Genomic DNA, 16,829 nt, shown 5'->3' with positions numbered 1-16,829 from the left:
TCGACGCGCCCCTGTTCTGCGGGCCGATCATGCCGTTTGTCTCGCCGTGACCGGTCTCGTCTGTCCGCATGGTGCGGCGGCCGGTCTTTCGTCGAGGGGAGGAGCGTTAACCGCCCTTTCCCGATACAGACGACATTACGGGCCGCTTGCGAAGATCGCCTTTCCGCAATGCACAGCCTTTGTCGCGAATTTGGTTCAAATGCTGACTTGCGGCATTTGAAGGGCATTTGATGCGGATTTGAGGGGACCGCGTTAAACCCTGTGGCGGGCAGCCGGGCGCGAGGCCCTGAGAATGCGGGCGGCAGCCGGGCCGGTATCGCCGCAAGTCTTAACGTTGACCCGAAAAGCTTCAGAAATCCGCTGCTTACACGACATTAACCATGAAAACCGATGCCGTCGCGAATTGGAACAAAAGCGGCACTTTGAGCCCCTCGCAGGCCCGCTCCGGGGGGCCCACTTATTCTTTCATTAAGCCGGCGATGCGACATTCGCACTGTCTGGAAAGGGTCTGTGCGGCGTCCGCCATAGGGCGTTTGAAAGCCTCTGCCGGCAACAACGACAAGGCATGCATGCGATGAACGGCATGCCAGATGTACAGGGTTTGACGTGGGCGTATTGCGTAACATGACGGAAAGGTGGGCCGCCCGCGTGGACGGCATCGCCGGACCCTGGCTGGACCGCGGCGCCGCCGATGCCGGCCGCCAGCGCGAGCTCGCCATCGTCCGCTCCGTCGCTGCCGTCACGCTCGTTGCGCTGCCCGTCGTGCCCGCCCTCCTGTCGGCCATCCTGCCCTTTTCCGTCGCGCTGCCCGCCGGCGCCACCTTTGCCATTTCCTCCGGTCTCGTCGCCGCCGTCGCCGGCATCGCCACCGCGCGCCGTTTTGCCCCTGCCGAAGCAGAGGCACCGGGCGGGCTGGATGTCGAGATCGCACCGCCCTTTCCCAGTCTCTTCGACGCCTTTCCCGGCCTCGTGACGCTGCATGATCCCCAGGGCAATGTGCGCGCCGTCCACGGCCGTGACCGCGAGACCGGCTTCAGCTGGATGCGGGACCCCATGGGCCGCGGCTTCGTCGAGCAGATCCACGTCTCCGACCGCATCGCCTTCCTGCAGGCCGTCGACCAGCTGCGCACGGGCACGCCGCATTGCGCGCTGGAACTGCGCATGGAGCGCTTCGGCCTCGACACGGAAGGCGCGCAATTCGTTCACCTGCGCATCGACATGAGCGCCGTCACCCGGCCCGATGGCGGGCTGGATGCCATCCTGGTGCAATCCACGGACGTCTCCGAGGCCGTTCGGCTGCGCCAGGACGCAGAGCGGCAGGTGGCGGCGGTGGAGAGCGCCAACGAAGCGAAATCGCGCTTCCTGACGGCCGTCAGCCATGAACTGCGCACGCCGCTCAACGCCATTCTCGGCTTTTCGGAAATTCTCTCCGGCGAATATTTCGGGAAGCTCCAGAATGACCGCCAGCGCGAATATGTGGATCTGATCCACCGCTCGGGCGCGCATCTTCTCTCGCTCGTCAATTCCATGCTCGACATGAGCAAGATCGAGGCTGGGCGCTACGAACTGGTGCCCGAACCCTTCGTGGTGGCCGAGGAAATCACCGCCTGCGAGGCCATGCTGCAGTTGCAGGCCCGTGAACGCGGCGTGGCACTGACGAGCCGGGTCACCCGCCATGTGGGCGAAATCTGCGCCGACCGCCGCGCCTTCAAGCAGATCCTCATCAATCTCGTCGGCAATGCCATCAAGTTCACCGACGCCGGTGGCGTGGTGACGGTCGACGCGGATACCGACGGGGACATGCTGACCGTTGCCGTCAGCGACACCGGCATCGGTATCCGCGCCGAGATGCTGGAACGGCTTGGCCAGCCCTTCGTGCAGGCTCATGGCGGCCTGTCGCGCAACTTTGAAGGGACGGGCCTTGGCCTGGCGCTGGTCAAGGGCTTCGTCGCCCTGCATGGCGGCTGCTTCGCCATTACCAGCACGCCGGGCGAAGGCACCGTCATCACCATCTCGCTGCCGCTCGACGGACAGGGCATCGCCCGTGTCGCGGCCGCGAAGTCTGTGGACAATGCCGACTTCGGCGCCGCCACGGTCGAATTTCCGCCCCGCCTCAGCGACAAGGTCGCGATGAAAGCCGACCTCGGCGACAAGGCCGCCGGCCGGACCGTGCCGGATGCGGCCGGCGAACTGATGATGAAGGAAAGGGGCCATGGCACCGCGCAAGCCAAAACAGCCTGAGCGCAGGAAGGTGCCCGCCAAGCGGGCTTCCGCCGCCGCCCCGGCCTATGGCGTGGCGCGCGGGCTTGGCCGCGCCGTGCTCAACCATCCCCTGCCGATCGCCGGTGCGACGAGCTTCGTGGTGGCCTTCTCCTTCGTCGCGGCAAACGCCGTCTGGTATCAGCCGCACGCCCATCCCGCGCCCTTCTTCTCGACGCGCGGCCAGCAGGCGGCGGAGACCGCCGAGCTCGAACCGCGCCACGTGACGACCTTCGTGATCGAGCGCGAGGGCGAGCAGGCGCCGGAGAGCGCGGCGGTCGAGGCCAAACCCGCTGATATCGAGACCAAGACGACCGGAAGCGTGCCGGCGGCAAGCCGCACGCAACCGTCAGGGCCGACGGCACAATCGGCGACCCAGACCGCCGCCGACATCATCGATGCGGACCAGACCGCGCTCCTGGCCGATATCCAGCGCTCGCTCGCCGCCCGCGGCTTCTATCGCGGTACGGTCGATGGCCGTCCCGGGCCGATGACCAGCGAGGCCATCCGCACCTTCCAGAAGAAGGCCGGTCTTCCGGCCGACGGCGCGCCGACACCCGCGCTGCTCGCCGCCCTGCGCGGCAGGACGACGCCCGTGGCGCACCCGGCAGACCGGCCGCTGGAAACGGCGTCCCGAAACACGGACGCAAGATCGGCCAGCGAAGACCCGATCGCCGCTGCCATCCGCTCCGCCGAGACCGACACCAATCTGATCCCCCCGGCCGACATTCCGCAGGTGCCAAACGAGACGGTGCGCAAGATCCAGCAGGGGCTGAGCAATCTCGCCTATGCCGAGGTGAAGGTGGATGGCATTGCCGGCGACAGCACCCGGGCGGCCATCCGCCATTTCGAGAAGCACTACAATCTGCCGGAAACCGGCCAGCCGAGCGACGCTGTGCTGAAAAAGCTGAAGTCGATCGGCGCCCTCTGAACATGCGGGTAAGTCGGCGCAGCCTTCGGATTTCCGTCGCTGACCGTTGAAAGCCTGCGCCCCCATCCCGCTTTGGCCGCACATGCTGTAGAATGCCGCCATGCGCATCACATCCGATCTCTTCGTATCCGCCCTCCTGCGCCGCGTCTTTGCCGCCGGCGGCTATGGTGCCGTGCTGCGCAAGGGCGCCGAACAGGCCGGCGCCATCCACATCCGCCGCCGCGACCGTCTCGGTCTCGAAACGCTCTACGGCCCGGCGCCGCAGAGTTTCGCGATGGACGACCGGGAGGACGGGGCAGGGGACGAGCGTCTTTTCGAAGAGCGGCTGAGCGGCGTGGACGCCGAAGCGGTGTATGCGGCGCTTGCGCGCGAGATGCGCTTCGACCCGGATGCCTGGGTGGTGGAGCTCGAATGCGACGATGTGGCCGGTCTTGTCGCGCTGGCGGGGGTGGAGAGAGTATCCACGCCGGCCGATGACCTGTTCAGGCGGCGATAGGCCGTCTTGTCAGCGGCGCGCACCGCCGCTGCGTTTGCCAAAGTTGCGGCTGACGTCGGGCCTTTCGCTGCGCTGGAATGCCGGCTGGCGACGCGGATCGGCGGGGCGTTCCGGAGCCTGGAGCGGTTCGTAGGTCGTCCCTGCCTCGTCGTTGTCCGCACCGTCGTCGGCGCGGCGATCGGCCCTGACCCACGCCTCGACACGGGCCCGGTCGGTATCGTTGTCGGCAGCCCAGACCATGTGATCGGCCTTGCTGGTGATGCCGAGCCGTTCGCCGAGATGCGGATAGGTCGCCGTCAGAATGAGCTGCGCATCCTTCGGATCGACATCGAGGGCCGAAAGCGCCAGCGCCAGCTGGCGGCCGGAGACATCAAGCAGAATGCGTTCGGCAAGCGACTCGCTCGCCTCCAGGCTCGCCGCCAGCGCCCGGCGGAAATAGAAGATCTCGCCGGTGCGCGCAAAGCGCAGCAGAAGGGCGGCATTGGTCGGCGTGGCGGCTTGAAGACCCCTGCTGCGGCGTTTTTCCTCGCGGGCAACCCGCGCCAGGGCCTTGATCTGCTGGCGAAGCGCCTCTTCGCGCTGGACACGGGCGCGTTCGGCATCGAGCTCTTCTGCCGAAGGCGCGATCGCCTCGTCCATGTCCGGCCCGAGCGTCTCGGCAAAGACGAGGGGAGAAACCACCTGAACGCTCTGGCCTTCGGCAAGGCTGTCTGCCGCATCGGCAATCGGCAGATGGGGTTCGCCGTCGTCGGCATCCTCCATGTCCGGCATCCCGGCGATCTCGTCTACCGGTTCCTCATCCCAACGCTGGCCACCGGCCGACTGGTGACGGTCGACGAGGGCATCGACCACCATGGGCGAAAGATTGTCCCGCCGCGCGACCGCTGCTGCATGGTAGGATCCCATGCGGTTGACGATGTCGATCAAGACGCGGTCCGACACCGCGGGAGAGCGGGTGAGGAAGGTCGCGGCAATGCCGATCGGCGCGGACCCGATCAGGAAAGCCACGGATTCGGGAAGGTTCTGGGCCTGGGAGAGGGCAGCGGCCGCCTGGCGGCGCGCCTCGTCGCTCGAGGCAGTAAAGAGCGGTTCGAAGAGTTCGGCAAATTGCTGGAGATCCGTCCGGCGCGGATGGCGCAGCGCCTCAAAGCTCGTGACCGTCGCCAACAGGACGACGTCTTTCGTTCGCCCCGACCGGGGAGTTTCCAACGCACGAAACCGATCCGACACAGATACACCTACTCGATACAGGCAGTCCGGGAGCCCGGGGCACTGTTTCGCCCCGGTACAGACGCCAACATTAGAGGCAAACCGTTAGCGCACTGTTAACTATGGAGCTTCGGCTTTGCGAAAGGACTGCGGCGAAAGCAGGACCTGTGGAAAACCGGCCGCATGCCGCCCGCGCCAATCTCAGAGATGACGGGCTTTTCGGACGAGCGGACAAAGAAAATGCCGCAGCCCATGGGACTGCGGCATGCGGGGCGTAGGGGGCAACGGGCAGCGTCAGCGACGCTTTGCGCCTGTCTTACCGGATCTGGCAGGCCGGATCGTCCGGCGCGCAATCCGTCACGCCCTCAGGCGTATCCATCATGCGGTTCTGCTCCCGCTGCTGCGTGCGGCGGATACGGTCGTTTTCCTGCTCCCGCTGCAGATCCAGGTTCGGATCGGGACGATTGCCGTAGTCGGGATTGTCGGGACGCGGACGGTCGCGGTCCGGGCGACGGTTGTCCTCGGGACGGCGATTGTCCATCTCGTTCCAGTCACGACGCGGGCGGTTGCGATCCCAGTTCTGGTCGTTGTCGTTCCAGTCACGACGCGGACGGTTGCGGTCCCAGTTCTGGTCGTTGTCGTTCCAGTCGCGGCGCGGGCGGTTGCGATCCCAGCTCTGGTCATCCTCGTTCCAGTCCCGGCGGGGCCGATCCCAGTCGCGGCGCGGCGGGCGGTAATCATTGTCGAACCGGTCGCGCTGGCGATAGAAATCACGGTTGCGATAGTAGCGGTCCCAATAATTGCCGATCTCGAACGTCACGGTCGGAATACCGAGCGGGCGATAATAGCGCGGCTCCAGGATGACGCGGCTGTTGCGGTAGGTCGTACGGATATAGCGGGCCGCGACCCAGCCGCGCCAGCGGCCGACGGAGACGTCGCACCAGGGCGTGGAATTCAGGCAGCCATAGATCTCGATGGTCTGCCCGACCGGGATGACCGCAACGGCCGGATAGCTGGTGCTGGGGCCCGAGCGCAGGTTGACATTGGCAGTCGAAAATCCCTCTGCGGCCTGCGCGACGGCCGGTAGAAGGAAGGAGACGGCAATCGCCGCCCTGCGAAGAAAATTCTGCATGGATGTTTCTCCCTTGGCGATAGGCGCAGGCAAATGGATGCAGCACTGTTTCAACGCGCGCGTGCCGGCTCCTCTTGCCCGATCTTCCAAAGCACACGCGAATTTGTACTTTTTTGAGGTGGCGTGACGCTCCGTTTTATCAAGGTGCCCGACAAACTTTCCTTGGGCGCAATAAAGGCGCCGGCAAAAGCGCAAGGTCCTACAAGCAGGGCAGATCGCGAATGGGGCGCGCGGGAACTTTCCGCCGGGCACGGCGTTGAACGACCGTGAGTTTCCAAGCCGTCAAAGACGAGGAGTGATTACCATGGCTGAAGCCAAGATTTCCGCAGTGGCCAACGACGTGGCCGCAGCACTCGACGACAAGAACATGGATCGCCGCACGGCCGATCTCGAGGCGCAGATTGCCGACCTGAAGGCCGAGCTTTCCAATCTCGCCTCTACCGTCGGCAATATCGGCCAGGCAACCGGCGCCGTCGTCAAGGGTGAGGCCGAGCGCGTCACCGACGACATCCGTGAACGGGTGCGTGCCGAGCCGCTCGGTGCCTTGGCAGCCGTGGCCGGCATCTCCTTCGTGCTGGGCCTGATGGCCCGCCGATAAGGGCCTGACGACCCGAGAGCGGTGTCAAAAGCAAAATGAGGGAACGGGTGAGAGCCCGTTTCCTTGGAGACAGCGTCGGACAGGTTTTCCGGCGCATTCTTGTCTCAATCGGGTGATTGTGATCCGTTCGACTGTTGCACTTTGGCCATTCCAAGCGTTTGACTGGTGAAGACGGGCCGGCGTTAGGACATCGTTAACGAGCCTGTGGCTGAAATTAACCGGCAAGCGATTGGAAGGAGTCGGTTGAGAGCGGCGCAGATGACTGCTTCGGCAGAATGCGCCAGCCCGGGAGGGCAGGGTGAAATCGGTACGGTAGTTCATCCGTCTCACGAAAAGAATGTGGAGACGAGCATGGCAGACGTGATCAGATTGACGGAACGGCCGCGAAGAGCGGTGCGCGCGGAGCAGGCGATCGGCGCGGGTGCGCAGATTTTGCTGTTTACCGGCGTACGCTACGAGCGCCTCGACGACCGAGCCGGTGGCAGGCCATCCAAGAAGCGGCCTTCCGGCGGCAAGACGGCCGCGAAGTAACGATACCATTTACCGGTAAACCCGCTGGCCGCGACCACGCTCCGGCTGCCGAGCTGCTGAAATTTTCCTGATCGAGGCGGTGCGCGATCCCGCAGCAGACGCTTCCGATCCCTTCCGTTTTCTCCCATTCCCGCCTGGATGAGCGACATCGTAGCGTTCGCCGTTCCGTACTTACAGACCGCGGAAAGCCCTTTCCTTGCTCGCAGCCCTCATCGCCCAGTACGGACTCCTTGCCGTCTTCCTAGGCTCGGCAATCGAGGGTGAAACCGTCGCATTTCTTGGCGGTGTGTCCGCACATCGACATCTGCTGCCGTTCTGGGCCGTCGCCTGTGCTGCGGCGATCGGATCCTTTCTCGCAGACCAGATCTTCTTCTTCCTCGGGCGCTGGGCAAGTGCTTCGCCGCGTATCGCTCGTCTGGCGGAAAAGCCGATCGCGGCGAAGGTGAAGGCACTGCTGGAGCGCCATCCGACGACGTTCATCCTCTCCTTCCGCTTTCTCTACGGCATGCGGACCATCAGTCCGATCATCATCGGCCTTTCCGGCGTGCCCGCGCGCACCTTTGTCGTGCTGAACGCGATTGCCGCCGCCGTTTGGGGGCTGGTCATTCCGGCGGTGGGGTATTTTTTCAGCGACCTCGTCGAAAGCCTTGTCGGTCGCCTGCACCTGCATGTGCATCTGCTCATCGGTCTGGTCGTGGTCGCCGCCCTGGCAGGCGCGTTGACGCTGTGGGGGCGCCGGCGGCTGATGCGAGACGAGGATAGGTGACGTAAAGTCCGCGTCTGACCGGAGCGATCAGGAAGCAGGCCGCAGCGTATCGCAGGTGGCCTCGGCCAGGAAGTTGCGGGCCGCTTCCTCAAGGCTCGGCATCGGCGAAAGCGTGCGCAACACGGCGTAGCCGACCGTTTTCGGCATTTCCACCTGAATGGACTTTTCAAGCTCCGGGCGGGCGGCGCGGCGCAGCGCCAGCATCTGTGCAGGCGTGGCGACGACGAGGTCGAGATTGCCCCCGACCGCCGTCTTGTCGTTCATGCTGAAGACCTCGTTGGAGGCGGCGTCGTAGACCGCGATCGACCAGAAGGGCACGTCGCCGACCGCCTGGAAGCGGGCGGGCTGCGCGGAAATTCCGAAGGTGCAGACCGCCGTGCGCAGATAGGGATTGTCGTTGGCAAGCCCGTTCGGTCCTGCAGGCGTTGCCGGCAGGGAGACGAAGCTGTGGACATCATCAAGCGCCGAGACGCGGGTGAAGGCATCCCGCGCAGTGAAGCGCGGCAGCATCAGGATGATAACGATGTGAAGGATGGCGGCGCCGAGCAGCCCGACCGCCAGCGCATAAAAGACACTACGCATCGCCGCACCCCGTCTTGACGATGCCGGGCATGTCGAGTTCGACAACGCCGGACGAACCGGCCGTCGGCGTATCGAGAAGGGTCAGGGTGAGCGCGAAGCGGCCCTTGTCCGGCAGGGCGACCCAGTTGTCGGGCTGCGCCTTGTGAGAAAGCGTCAGGGAAAAGGACGTATCGGCCCGCCGCAGCACCGTCCAGGAATTGATGGCCGTCGGCAGGCCGGCTTCGAGCGCGACCGGACGGTCGTCCGGGCCGGTGACATGCAGTGTCCAGAAGCGGGCGGCCGGAGTCTGGCCGCTGATCTCGTAGGTGCAGCCGGCGTCGAGCGGCATGCCCTTGCTGTCGGTGCGGGCGTAGAAGGCGAGCCCTTCCGCGCCGCCGAGCAGGAGCGCACCGGCCCGCGCCCGATGGGCTTTGGCATAGGGATCGGCATCGGCCGTCTGCGCCTGCGGAAAGGCCGTCCACGGCCCGAGCGTGATGCCGCCAAAGCCGAGCGTGACCTTCAGGGCCTCGATGGCCGAGAAGGTGCCGAGCCCGAAGGCGACGGCGAGCGCAAGCGCGACAAGGAGGGGAATGCGGAACACGGGGCTTACGGGCTCGATATGAAGGCGGAAGAGGGAACGACGGATGCGGCTGTGGCGAACGCTGGCGCCGCAAAGCGCGCGGGCCCCCTCATCTGCCTGCCGGCATCTTCTCCCCGTCGGTGAGAACAGCGGGTGGGGTGGGCCTTTGCGCGAATGTGATCGGCCACCGTGCAGGCGTGTCTGCGCAGGCGGCGCGCGATCGCGGCGTCCATCACCGCGCTCATGGCTGCGTTCCGATCAGCGGGGTATCCTCCAGCCCGGCGACGCGGCCAGGCAGCGTGGCGGCGGGAACGACGACGGCCGGGGCCTTTTCCATGCGGGAGCCGAGATCGCGGATGATGCGGGAGACCTCGCTGCTGAGCATGCGCGGTCGCACCAGCGCCGGAAGCGCGTCGGCACTCTCGTCCTCTGCCGGCTTTGCCTTCGTCTGTGCGACCGGGGCGGTGGCGTCGATGCCCGGGATCGTGCGGTGCTCGATGCCCTGTTCGGCATAGTCCATCAGGCGCTTGAAGGTCATGGCCGGCAGCGAGCCGCCCGTCATGTTGTTGGTCGAGGTATAGTCGTCGTTGCCGAACCAGACGGCGGTCGTATAGTCGCCGGTAAAGCCGACGAACCAGGCATCGCGATAGGCCTGCGTCGTGCCCGTCTTTCCCCCCGTGGTGATGCCGTTGGCGAGCGCCGCCTTTCGCGCCGTGCCGATGACCGGGATCTGGGTGAGGATGCGGTTCATGGAGGAGACGGCCTGCTCGCTCAGCACACGCTGCGGCGCCGGCGTATCCCGCGAGAAATCATAGAGGATGTCGCCGTCGTAATTCATGATCTGGCTGATGCCGTGGCGGCGCGCCTGCACCCCGCCGGCCGGGAAGACGGCATAGGCCGTGGCCTGATCCAGCACCGTGACCTCGGAGGTGCCGAGCGGCATCGTCTTGTCGGTGCGGATGGGGGTCTCGACGCCCATCTTTTTTGCCGTCTCGGCGATGATCTCGGTGCCGAGCTCGTCCTTTGCAAGGCGCACCGGCACCGTGTTGATGGACTTTGCCAGCGCCGTCATCAGCGTCACGCGGCCGGAATAGGAGCGGCCGTAATTTTGCGGCGACCAGCCGCGCCAGGTGACCGGCGCATCGGTGACGACCGATTCCGGCGTGAAACCCTTCTCCATGGCGGCGGCGTAGGTGTAGACCTTGAAGGAGGAGCCCGGCTGGCGAAGCGCCTTGGTGGCGCGGTTGAACTGGCTTTCGCCATAGTCGCGCCCGCCGACCATGGCGCGAACGGCCCCGCCGTTTTCCACCATGACCAGCGCGCCCTGCTTGACCTTGTAGCTCTCGCCATATTCGCGAAGCCCGGTTTCCACCGCTTCCTCGGCCGCCTGCTGAAGGCCGAGATCGATGGTGGTGCGCACGATGAGGGAATGCTGCGCGAAGGGCTTGGCGATGCGCTGCACCTCGTCAAAGGCCCAGTCGAGGAAGAAATCCGGCGCCTTGTTGCCATTGACGGCGCGATCGACGACGGTCGCCGGCGCGAGCCGGGCGGCCAGCACCTGGCCCTCCGTCATCAGCCCGCCCTGCACGAGATTGGTCAGCACGACATTGGCCCGCTCGCGCGCCGCCGGCAGGTTCACATGCGGGGCGTAGCGGGCAGGGGCCTTGAAGAGGCCGGCGAGCATGGCGCTTTCGGCGAGCGAAATATCCTTGATATCCTTGCCGAAATAGAACTGCGCCGCAGCCGCCGCGCCAAACGTGCCGCCGCCCATATAGGCGCGGTCGAGATAAAGGCGCAGGATCTCCTTCTTGGACAGGTTGCACTCCAGCCAGACGGCGAGGAAGGCCTCCTTGATCTTGCGCTCGATGGTGCGCTCGTTGGAGAGGAACAGGTTCTTGGCGAGCTGCTGGGTGAGCGTCGAGCCGCCCTGCACGACGCCGCCCGCCTGGGCGTTGGCGGTCATGGCGCGGGCAAGGCCGAGGAAATCGATGCCGTAGTGATCGAAGAAGCGGCGGTCTTCGGTGGCGAGCACCGCCTTGACCAGATGATCCGGCAGCTCGTCCACGGGCACGGAATCCTCGTGGATGATGCCGCGATGGCCGATCTCGTTGCCGTAGCGATCGAGGAAGGTGACGGCGAAATCGCTCTGGGCGCGCCAGTCGCCCTTCGTCTCCTCGAAGGCCGGCAGCGCCAGCGCCAGCATCAGAACGGAGCCGGCAGCCCCCAGCGTCAGGCCTTCGCAGGTCAGTTCGACGAGAACGCGCTTGAAGCCGCGCACGCGAAAGCGACGGAAGAAGATGGTGATCTCTTCCCACGTCTCTGCGGCCCGAAAACCGAGGTTCCAGACTGTCGAATCGATCCAGGAATCGAGACGCAGCAGGGAATGCCTCAGGCGCGGCCGGTTATCGTCCTCAGGGGTCTTACTCAAAACGATTGTCCCAATCTGCCCCGGCATCATGCCGGGCGCGCGGATCATTGCATGCCAAGCCTTTCCAATCTACTGCACAGCCGATGATCTTGTCAGGAGTATGCCAATGACGGCCGAACCGTTCTGGAAGGCGAAAAACCTCGCCGAGATGACCGATGCCGAATGGGAAAGCCTGTGCGACGGCTGCGGTCTCTGTTGCCTCAACAAGCTGGAGGACTGGGACACCGGCGAGATCGCCTGGACCTCCATCGGCTGCACGCTTTTGGACGGGACAAGCTGTCGCTGCAAGGACTATGACAACCGGCAGGCAACCGTACCCGACTGCATTCGCTTGACGCCCGAGATGGTGGAGAGCCTGACCTGGCTGCCGCCGACCTGCGCCTACCGCCTCGTGCGCGACGGCGAAGACCTCTACTGGTGGCACTACCTCGTCTCCGGCGACCGCGAAACGGTGCACGCCGCCGGCATCTCCATCCGCGGGCGCACCACCTCCGAGGACGAGGTCGATGTTGATGACTTCGAGGATTATGTGGTGACCTGGCCGCTGGAGGTGGGGGAGGGGAGCAACGGCAATCGTTGACATTTCCCAAATTGGGAATGATATTTTTTCATGCAGATTGTCGCGAAAGCAACGCTTCGGCGGTTCTGGACAAAACACAGCCAGTCGGAGATGCCGCTTCGGACATGGTATGCGACGGTAAGCGCTGCGGAATGGGCGTCCCCGGCCGATTTAAAAGGCGTTTTCGGAAAGACGGTCGATTTCGTCGGGGATGATCGCGTTATTTTCGACATTGCCGGCAACAAATACAGGCTGGTCGTTCACGTCTCCTACCCGTTCAAACGCGTGCTTGTGAAATTTATCGGGACCCATGGCGAGCACGACAAGATCAATGCGGAGACGGTTTGATGGACAATATCAGAGCTATTCGAAATGATGACGATCTGGTGTGGGCCATTGCCGAGATAACGCCGTACTTTGAAAACGAGCCGGAAATCGGAACACCTGAAGCCGAGCGTTTCGACGTTCTTGGAGCCCTTATCGAGACTTATGAAGTTAGGTATTATCCTATCGACCCACCGTCCGATCCTATCGATTACGTCCGCATGTTTATGAACGAAACCGGGCGGGGCAAGGCGACTTGGCGACCCTGCTTGGTTCAGCGCCCCGTGCATCAGAAGTTCTTGCGAAAAAACGGCCGCTGACGTTGGAGATGATCCATCGACTGAGTTCGCAGTGGGGGCTATCGGCCGCCGTTCTTGTCAAGCCCTATCGGCTCCAGGCTGGCCGGCAAAGGGTCGTGACGACAATTTGAGGAAATTTTCCCTTTATGGGAATTTTGTCCTAATTATATACTTGACGTACCAAAGGCCAAAATGGATAGTGATTCGGGACAGGCCGGCATCGAAATCACGGATGAAATGGTAACGGCAGGGGCGCTGGCTTTTCGTAGCTACCAGCACGAGGACGGCGCTATTTGGGAAGTAAGTGTTCCGGCAATGATTGAGGCAGTCCTGCGTGCTGGGCTTGCAACTCGTCTCGGACCTGCAAAAGAAGCGGCCACAAATTGTTGCTAAGATCGTAGCCGCGCTGCGCTGCGTTTCTTATTTCGTTTACAAGGGATTTGTCGATTTTTCGACGTGTCTCCTTGAGCAAATGTAACCCTTCTGGGTCTGGTATGGAGTAGTGAGAGAGTTCGACCGGCTTAAGCGTTGTCGGATCGGCGTGGTAGTAGCAATGACAGTACATGTTTCTTACGCGTGTAAGACTGTCAAAATGCGTTGCGAGCTTTTGAAGGGCTTCCCTTGATTGTTCGCTGATCGCTGCAATTTTAGAGAGGTTTACCACATAGTCGATTCGAGCTTTCGAGCTTTTGCTTGATACCCAAAATATCTCGCACGTACCGGGCGGGCCCGGTACGAAGCATCTCATGAAGCCCAGAAATAGACTTTCGGCTGTTGACCAGTTCATAATGAGGCTGCCTAGCCAGTATGAGAACTGTTCGCTTGCGTCATCAAGCCGGTCCGGTGTGTTTGGGAATTTTGGAGGTGCCATGACAAAGCTCGAAAAGACGGAAGACAAAGGCGATGATGTGTTGCGACGGATGCTGAAGACCCCGCCGGAGCCGAAGGCCCCTCCCAAGCCGAAGCCTGGGAGGGAAGATAAGGAACCGAGTAACCCTTGACCAGTTATGGTCACTGATCGTTACAGGGAGTTTTTATATGTCGTCGGAGGTCAGTCTCGATACCCTCGCGCAGGGCCAAGCCACCGGGCACGTGCATGGTGCAAAAATGGGTAGCCCCAGCAGCACGAATGCGATGCCATTTATGATGAAGTACCAAGTTTGCAGTGAGACGGTTGTGGAAGCTTTCTGTTTCGCCAATGTACACAGCGTCCCAATTTCCGTTCCCAGCACGCTTGCAAGCGATATAGACGCCGGGTTTATGGAAATAGACCGACCCAATGGGGTGAAGTTCAAAAGTGTAAACTCTGGAACTCTGGCCTCTCCAATCGATAAGCGGTGGGGAGTCTCGGTCAGCTATCAAGTAGCTCGGTAGCACGGGTAGTCTCGCCATTTTAAAAAAAGCCTTATGTCTTGCCCAAGGACGGCTTGACGACTCTTCTGGGAGAAAAGAAAGTCGCGCTTGTATTCATGCCTAGCCGCCCTTTGGCTTGGTTGAAGTGACGGCGGCGTAGCTCTGGGGAGAGAATCAGCGCCGCCGTCATCATGTTCACGGAACGTTCAAGCACACGCAAGTAGCAGAAAGACCAATCCACCTGAATCAGTGGTGTCTCTTCTTTCTTTTTCGAAGGATTTTGCGCGCTTTCTGCTTAGGCGTGATTGGCTTCACCAGCCCGCCGATAGGTCAAGCGCTTGTCGCGGGCCTGACGAAGAAGGTCTTCGGCGCGTTCTGCATCACTGATCTTGAGAGATGCGCGGCGGTTACATCGGAAATCGAACTCGGCAAGATAACGGTGCAGGTGGGCTTCACCGCAGTGCTGGTAAACGCCAATCATGCCGCGTTTGAAGACAGAGAAGACAGCTTCTATAGTGTTGGAGTGAATAACGATATCGCCCTCGCGACGAGCATATTCTTTTGCAGAGTGCTTGGTCGTCTTATGGGTTGCAAACTCTCTGCCAGTTTCAGTGTAGAGACGGCTTTCGTCGGTGTAGAGGTTGCTGTCGCGAGCGACGTTGCGGACAAGAACGTCGCGCACGGTTTCCTTAGTGGCGTCGTTCAAGTGGAACATGCGGGACTTCCCGCCGCGCTCTACGAGGCCGACAACGATACGCTTGTCAGCGCCGCCTGATCTGCCGCCCTTGGTGGGCTTAGCGATGCGGCCACGGGCGAGCTTACGAGGCGTCTCGCGCTTGCCGATGTAGGTTTCGTCTGCTTCGACGGTTTTGCCTTCTCCGCCAAGAGGCCCGGAAGATTTAACGTCTTCCTTCATAGCCTCGCGGATGCGGTGGGCCATGAACCATGCGGTCTTGTAGGTGACGCCGAGCATACGGTGAAGCTGGTGGGCGCTCATGCCCTTCTTGGAAGCCGCCATAAGGTGAGCGGCGAGAACCCACTTGTTGAGTGCGATCTTGGAACGCTCAAAAACGGTGCCAACGGTGACGGTGAAAGGATCGCGGCAGGCGTTGCACTTGTAGACGCCAGGGCGGGTGGACTTTCCAGCCAGCTTAGTGATCGACGCTTGATCAGAGTTCCCGCAGTGAGGGCAGACCGGGCCGTTGGGCCAATGGATGGCCTCAAGGTGTTGGCGAGCCTTGTCGGCGTCGTTGTAGATTTCGTGATCGAGAGCGTACATGGCTTATCTCCTTGATAGGATTGATAGCCTAAAAGGCGTGGTACGTCAAGTATATAATTGGGAATTTTGTCCCAATATTATCTTTGACAAACCCAATCGATGAGGCTATAACTGCATCAACGGATTAGGCTCCAGACTCAATTGATCCACCATGTGACGATAGCTGCGATGTAGCACGTTGCCGTGAAGTTTATAATGAGCTTGTCGTATCGCGTCGCGACACGCCTCCAGTCCTTGAGACGGCAGAATGTCCGCTCGATGATGTTGCGTCTTCGGTAGGCGACTGGGTCGAACGGTCTGATCCTCTTTCGGGTTGGATTGTTGGGAATGACGGGTTCCGTGCCGCGTGTTGTCAGGAAGTTGCGCAAGGCGTCACTGTCGTAAGCCGTATCTGCGGCGCAGAGACGTGTTGGTGGCAAGGGTTCAAGGAGCGGGATGGCAGCGGGTGCATCACCGCGTTGCCCAGGCGTTATTCGCAACGCGACTGGACGGCCGCAACCATCGACAACAGCATGGATTTTTGTCGATCTGCCGCCTCTCGATCGACCGATTGCTTCGGCATCTGCCCCCCTTTTCCGCCAGCAGCAGAGCGGTGTGCTTTTGCGGTCGTGCTATCGATCATATGGATGTCCCGATCGGTCGTTTGCACCAGAGCCTCAAACAGTCGCCGCCATATCCTTTTTGCAGACCAGCGATGGAAGCGATTATAGACCGTTGTCGGAGGCCCGTAGCAGGATGGACAATCCTGCCACCGGCAACCGGATCGCAAGACGTGTATGATCCCACTGATAACCCGGCGGTCGTCGGTACGATGAGCGCCGGGTTGGTTGGTCGGAAGCAGCGGCGAAATCACCGCCCACTGATCGTCATCAAGCCAGAATTCGCCTGCCATGGTCAAACACTCCTGCTTCTGCAGGCAATGAATCATGGATAGCTAATCTCATCAACAATTTGATTGGGTTTCGACCCTAGCTTCCTGATTGGTTTGGGTTTCGTCATGTCGGTTTTGTCTCGGGAATATTTTCACAATCAAGCTGCGGCTTTCGATCATGTGGAAAGCATTCTGTGGCCGAGCGGCCCTGTATGCCCCCACTGCGGCAACGATAAGCGCATCTACAAGCTTGAAGGCGTGTACTCCAAGCCTTCTAAGAAGAACCCGGAAGGCGCGGAGCGTCACGGCCTCAAGAAGTGCGCAGCCTGCCGGAAGCAGTTCACTGTTCGCATTGGCACGATCTTTGAAGAAAGCCATATCCCGCTTCACAAGTGGCTCCAGGCCATTCACCTGATGTGCTCCAGCAAGAAGGGCATTAGCTCGGACCAGCTTCACCGCGTTCTTGAGATCACCCTCAAGTCTGCATGGTTCCTGTCCCATCGCATTCGTGAAGCCATGCGGGAAGGCACCTGAACCGCACCGGGTTTGCCGGAGGCTGCAACTTCTGAGAAAGTGGAGCCACTATGAGCAAGACAACGAACAAGTTTTCACCTGAAGTCCGTCAACGCGCCATTCGTATGGTGTTGGATCAC

At 62.1% G+C, this 16,829-nt stretch carries 15 protein-coding genes and 2 pseudogenes; 10 read left to right on the top strand and 7 right to left on the bottom strand.

Going from position 1 to position 16,829, the window contains the following annotated elements; translation table 11 throughout:
- The first annotated feature begins 624 nt into the window (after positions 1-624).
- From ACED18_RS19670 to ACED18_RS19660, 3 genes are all read left to right on the top strand, one after another.
- A complete protein-coding gene (locus tag ACED18_RS19670; protein WP_377295302.1) occupies positions 625-2,241 on the top strand; it encodes a sensor histidine kinase in 1,617 nt (538 codons plus the stop codon).
- Positions 2,213-3,190, top strand: coding sequence for a peptidoglycan-binding protein (locus ACED18_RS19665; RefSeq protein ID WP_377295301.1), 978 nt, complete (start codon positions 2,213-2,215; stop codon positions 3,188-3,190). Before ACED18_RS19670 ends, ACED18_RS19665 begins: the two co-directional genes overlap by 29 nt.
- A 100-nt stretch (positions 3,191-3,290) precedes the next feature.
- Positions 3,291-3,686 carry a DUF1491 family protein gene (locus ACED18_RS19660; protein ID WP_377295300.1) on the top strand — a complete coding sequence of 132 codons (396 nt, stop codon included), beginning with the start codon at positions 3,291-3,293 and terminating at the stop codon, positions 3,684-3,686.
- 9 nt (positions 3,687-3,695) lie between these two features.
- Here the strand turns inward: ACED18_RS19660 and ACED18_RS19655 are convergent, their stop codons facing one another.
- Complete coding sequence (locus tag ACED18_RS19655; RefSeq protein ID WP_377295299.1) at positions 3,696-4,916, bottom strand: DUF2336 domain-containing protein; 1,221 nt, start codon at positions 4,914-4,916, stop codon at positions 3,696-3,698.
- A gap of 295 nt (positions 4,917-5,211) precedes the next feature.
- A complete protein-coding gene (locus tag ACED18_RS19650; RefSeq protein ID WP_377295298.1) occupies positions 5,212-6,027 on the bottom strand; it encodes an SH3 domain-containing protein in 816 nt (271 codons plus the stop codon).
- Between the two features lie 304 nt (positions 6,028-6,331).
- On the opposite strand from ACED18_RS19650, the gene ACED18_RS19645 reads away from it, so the two are divergent.
- The 3 genes from ACED18_RS19645 (at position 6,332) to ACED18_RS19635 (ending at position 7,922) form a co-directional block, all read left to right on the top strand.
- Entirely contained in the window at positions 6,332-6,625 is a 294-nt protein-coding gene (locus tag ACED18_RS19645) for a hypothetical protein (protein WP_377295297.1), read from the top strand.
- Positions 6,626-6,976: 351 nt separating this feature from the next.
- The gene (locus tag ACED18_RS19640) at positions 6,977-7,156 is read left to right on the top strand and encodes a hypothetical protein (protein WP_377295296.1); all 180 of its coding nucleotides are present in this window, start codon (positions 6,977-6,979) and stop codon (positions 7,154-7,156) included.
- A gap of 196 nt (positions 7,157-7,352) precedes the next feature.
- Positions 7,353-7,922, top strand: coding sequence for a DedA family protein (locus ACED18_RS19635; protein WP_377295295.1), 570 nt, complete (start codon positions 7,353-7,355; stop codon positions 7,920-7,922).
- Positions 7,923-7,949: 27 nt separating this feature from the next.
- Here the strand turns inward: ACED18_RS19635 and ACED18_RS19630 are convergent, their stop codons facing one another.
- The 3 genes from ACED18_RS19630 to ACED18_RS19620 form a co-directional block, all read right to left on the bottom strand.
- On the bottom strand, positions 7,950-8,504 hold the full coding sequence (locus ACED18_RS19630) for a DUF1254 domain-containing protein (protein ID WP_377295294.1): 555 nt from the start codon (positions 8,502-8,504) through the stop codon (positions 7,950-7,952).
- Positions 8,497-9,084 (bottom strand): DUF1214 domain-containing protein, encoded by a 588-nt coding sequence (locus tag ACED18_RS19625; RefSeq protein WP_377295293.1) that lies wholly within the window; start codon positions 9,082-9,084, stop codon positions 8,497-8,499. Before ACED18_RS19625 ends, ACED18_RS19630 begins: the two co-directional genes overlap by 8 nt.
- A 220-nt stretch (positions 9,085-9,304) precedes the next feature.
- Positions 9,305-11,491: a transglycosylase domain-containing protein gene (locus ACED18_RS19620; protein WP_377295292.1), complete on the bottom strand. Its 2,187-nt coding sequence runs from the start codon at positions 11,489-11,491 to the stop codon at positions 9,305-9,307.
- A 106-nt stretch (positions 11,492-11,597) separates the two neighbouring features.
- Here ACED18_RS19620 and ACED18_RS19615 point away from each other — a divergent pair, with 106 nt between their 5' ends.
- The 3 genes and pseudogenes from ACED18_RS19615 to ACED18_RS19605 all read left to right on the top strand — a co-directional run bounded on the left by ACED18_RS19615 (position 11,598) and on the right by ACED18_RS19605 (position 12,804).
- Positions 11,598-12,071 carry a YcgN family cysteine cluster protein gene (locus tag ACED18_RS19615; protein ID WP_377295291.1) on the top strand — a complete coding sequence of 158 codons (474 nt, stop codon included), beginning with the start codon at positions 11,598-11,600 and terminating at the stop codon, positions 12,069-12,071.
- Positions 12,072-12,101: 30 nt separating this feature from the next.
- Positions 12,102-12,398 carry a type II toxin-antitoxin system HigB family toxin gene (locus ACED18_RS19610; protein WP_377295290.1) on the top strand — a complete coding sequence of 99 codons (297 nt, stop codon included), beginning with the start codon at positions 12,102-12,104 and terminating at the stop codon, positions 12,396-12,398.
- Positions 12,398-12,804, top strand: a pseudogene (locus ACED18_RS19605) (type II toxin-antitoxin system HigA family antitoxin). Before ACED18_RS19610 ends, ACED18_RS19605 begins: the two are co-directional and overlap by 1 nt.
- A 1,517-nt stretch (positions 12,805-14,321) precedes the next feature.
- On the opposite strand, the gene ACED18_RS19600 reads toward ACED18_RS19605, so the two are convergent.
- Both ACED18_RS19600 and ACED18_RS19595 read right to left on the bottom strand, forming a co-directional pair.
- Positions 14,322-15,305 (bottom strand): IS1595 family transposase, encoded by a 984-nt coding sequence (locus ACED18_RS19600; RefSeq protein ID WP_377295289.1) that lies wholly within the window; start codon positions 15,303-15,305, stop codon positions 14,322-14,324.
- A 137-nt stretch (positions 15,306-15,442) separates the two neighbouring features.
- Positions 15,443-16,197 (bottom strand): IS5 family transposase gene (locus ACED18_RS19595; protein WP_377295288.1). Its coding sequence is split into 2 segments (ribosomal slippage): positions 15,443-15,870 and positions 15,870-16,197, totalling 756 coding nucleotides; the frame shifts between segments, so codons are not numbered across the junction.
- A 105-nt stretch (positions 16,198-16,302) separates the two neighbouring features.
- Between ACED18_RS19595 and ACED18_RS19590 the strand changes: the two are divergent.
- Positions 16,303-16,704 (top strand): annotated as a pseudogene (locus ACED18_RS19590) (transposase); the annotation flags it as partial.
- Between the last annotated feature and the right edge of the window lie 125 nt (positions 16,705-16,829).

Source organism: Rhizobium sp. SG2393, assembly GCF_042610495.1.
Lineage (GTDB): Bacteria > Pseudomonadota > Alphaproteobacteria > Rhizobiales > Rhizobiaceae > RU20A.
Note: the sequence above shows the minus strand (reverse complement) of the source record. Positions and strands in the feature narration are given on the sequence as shown.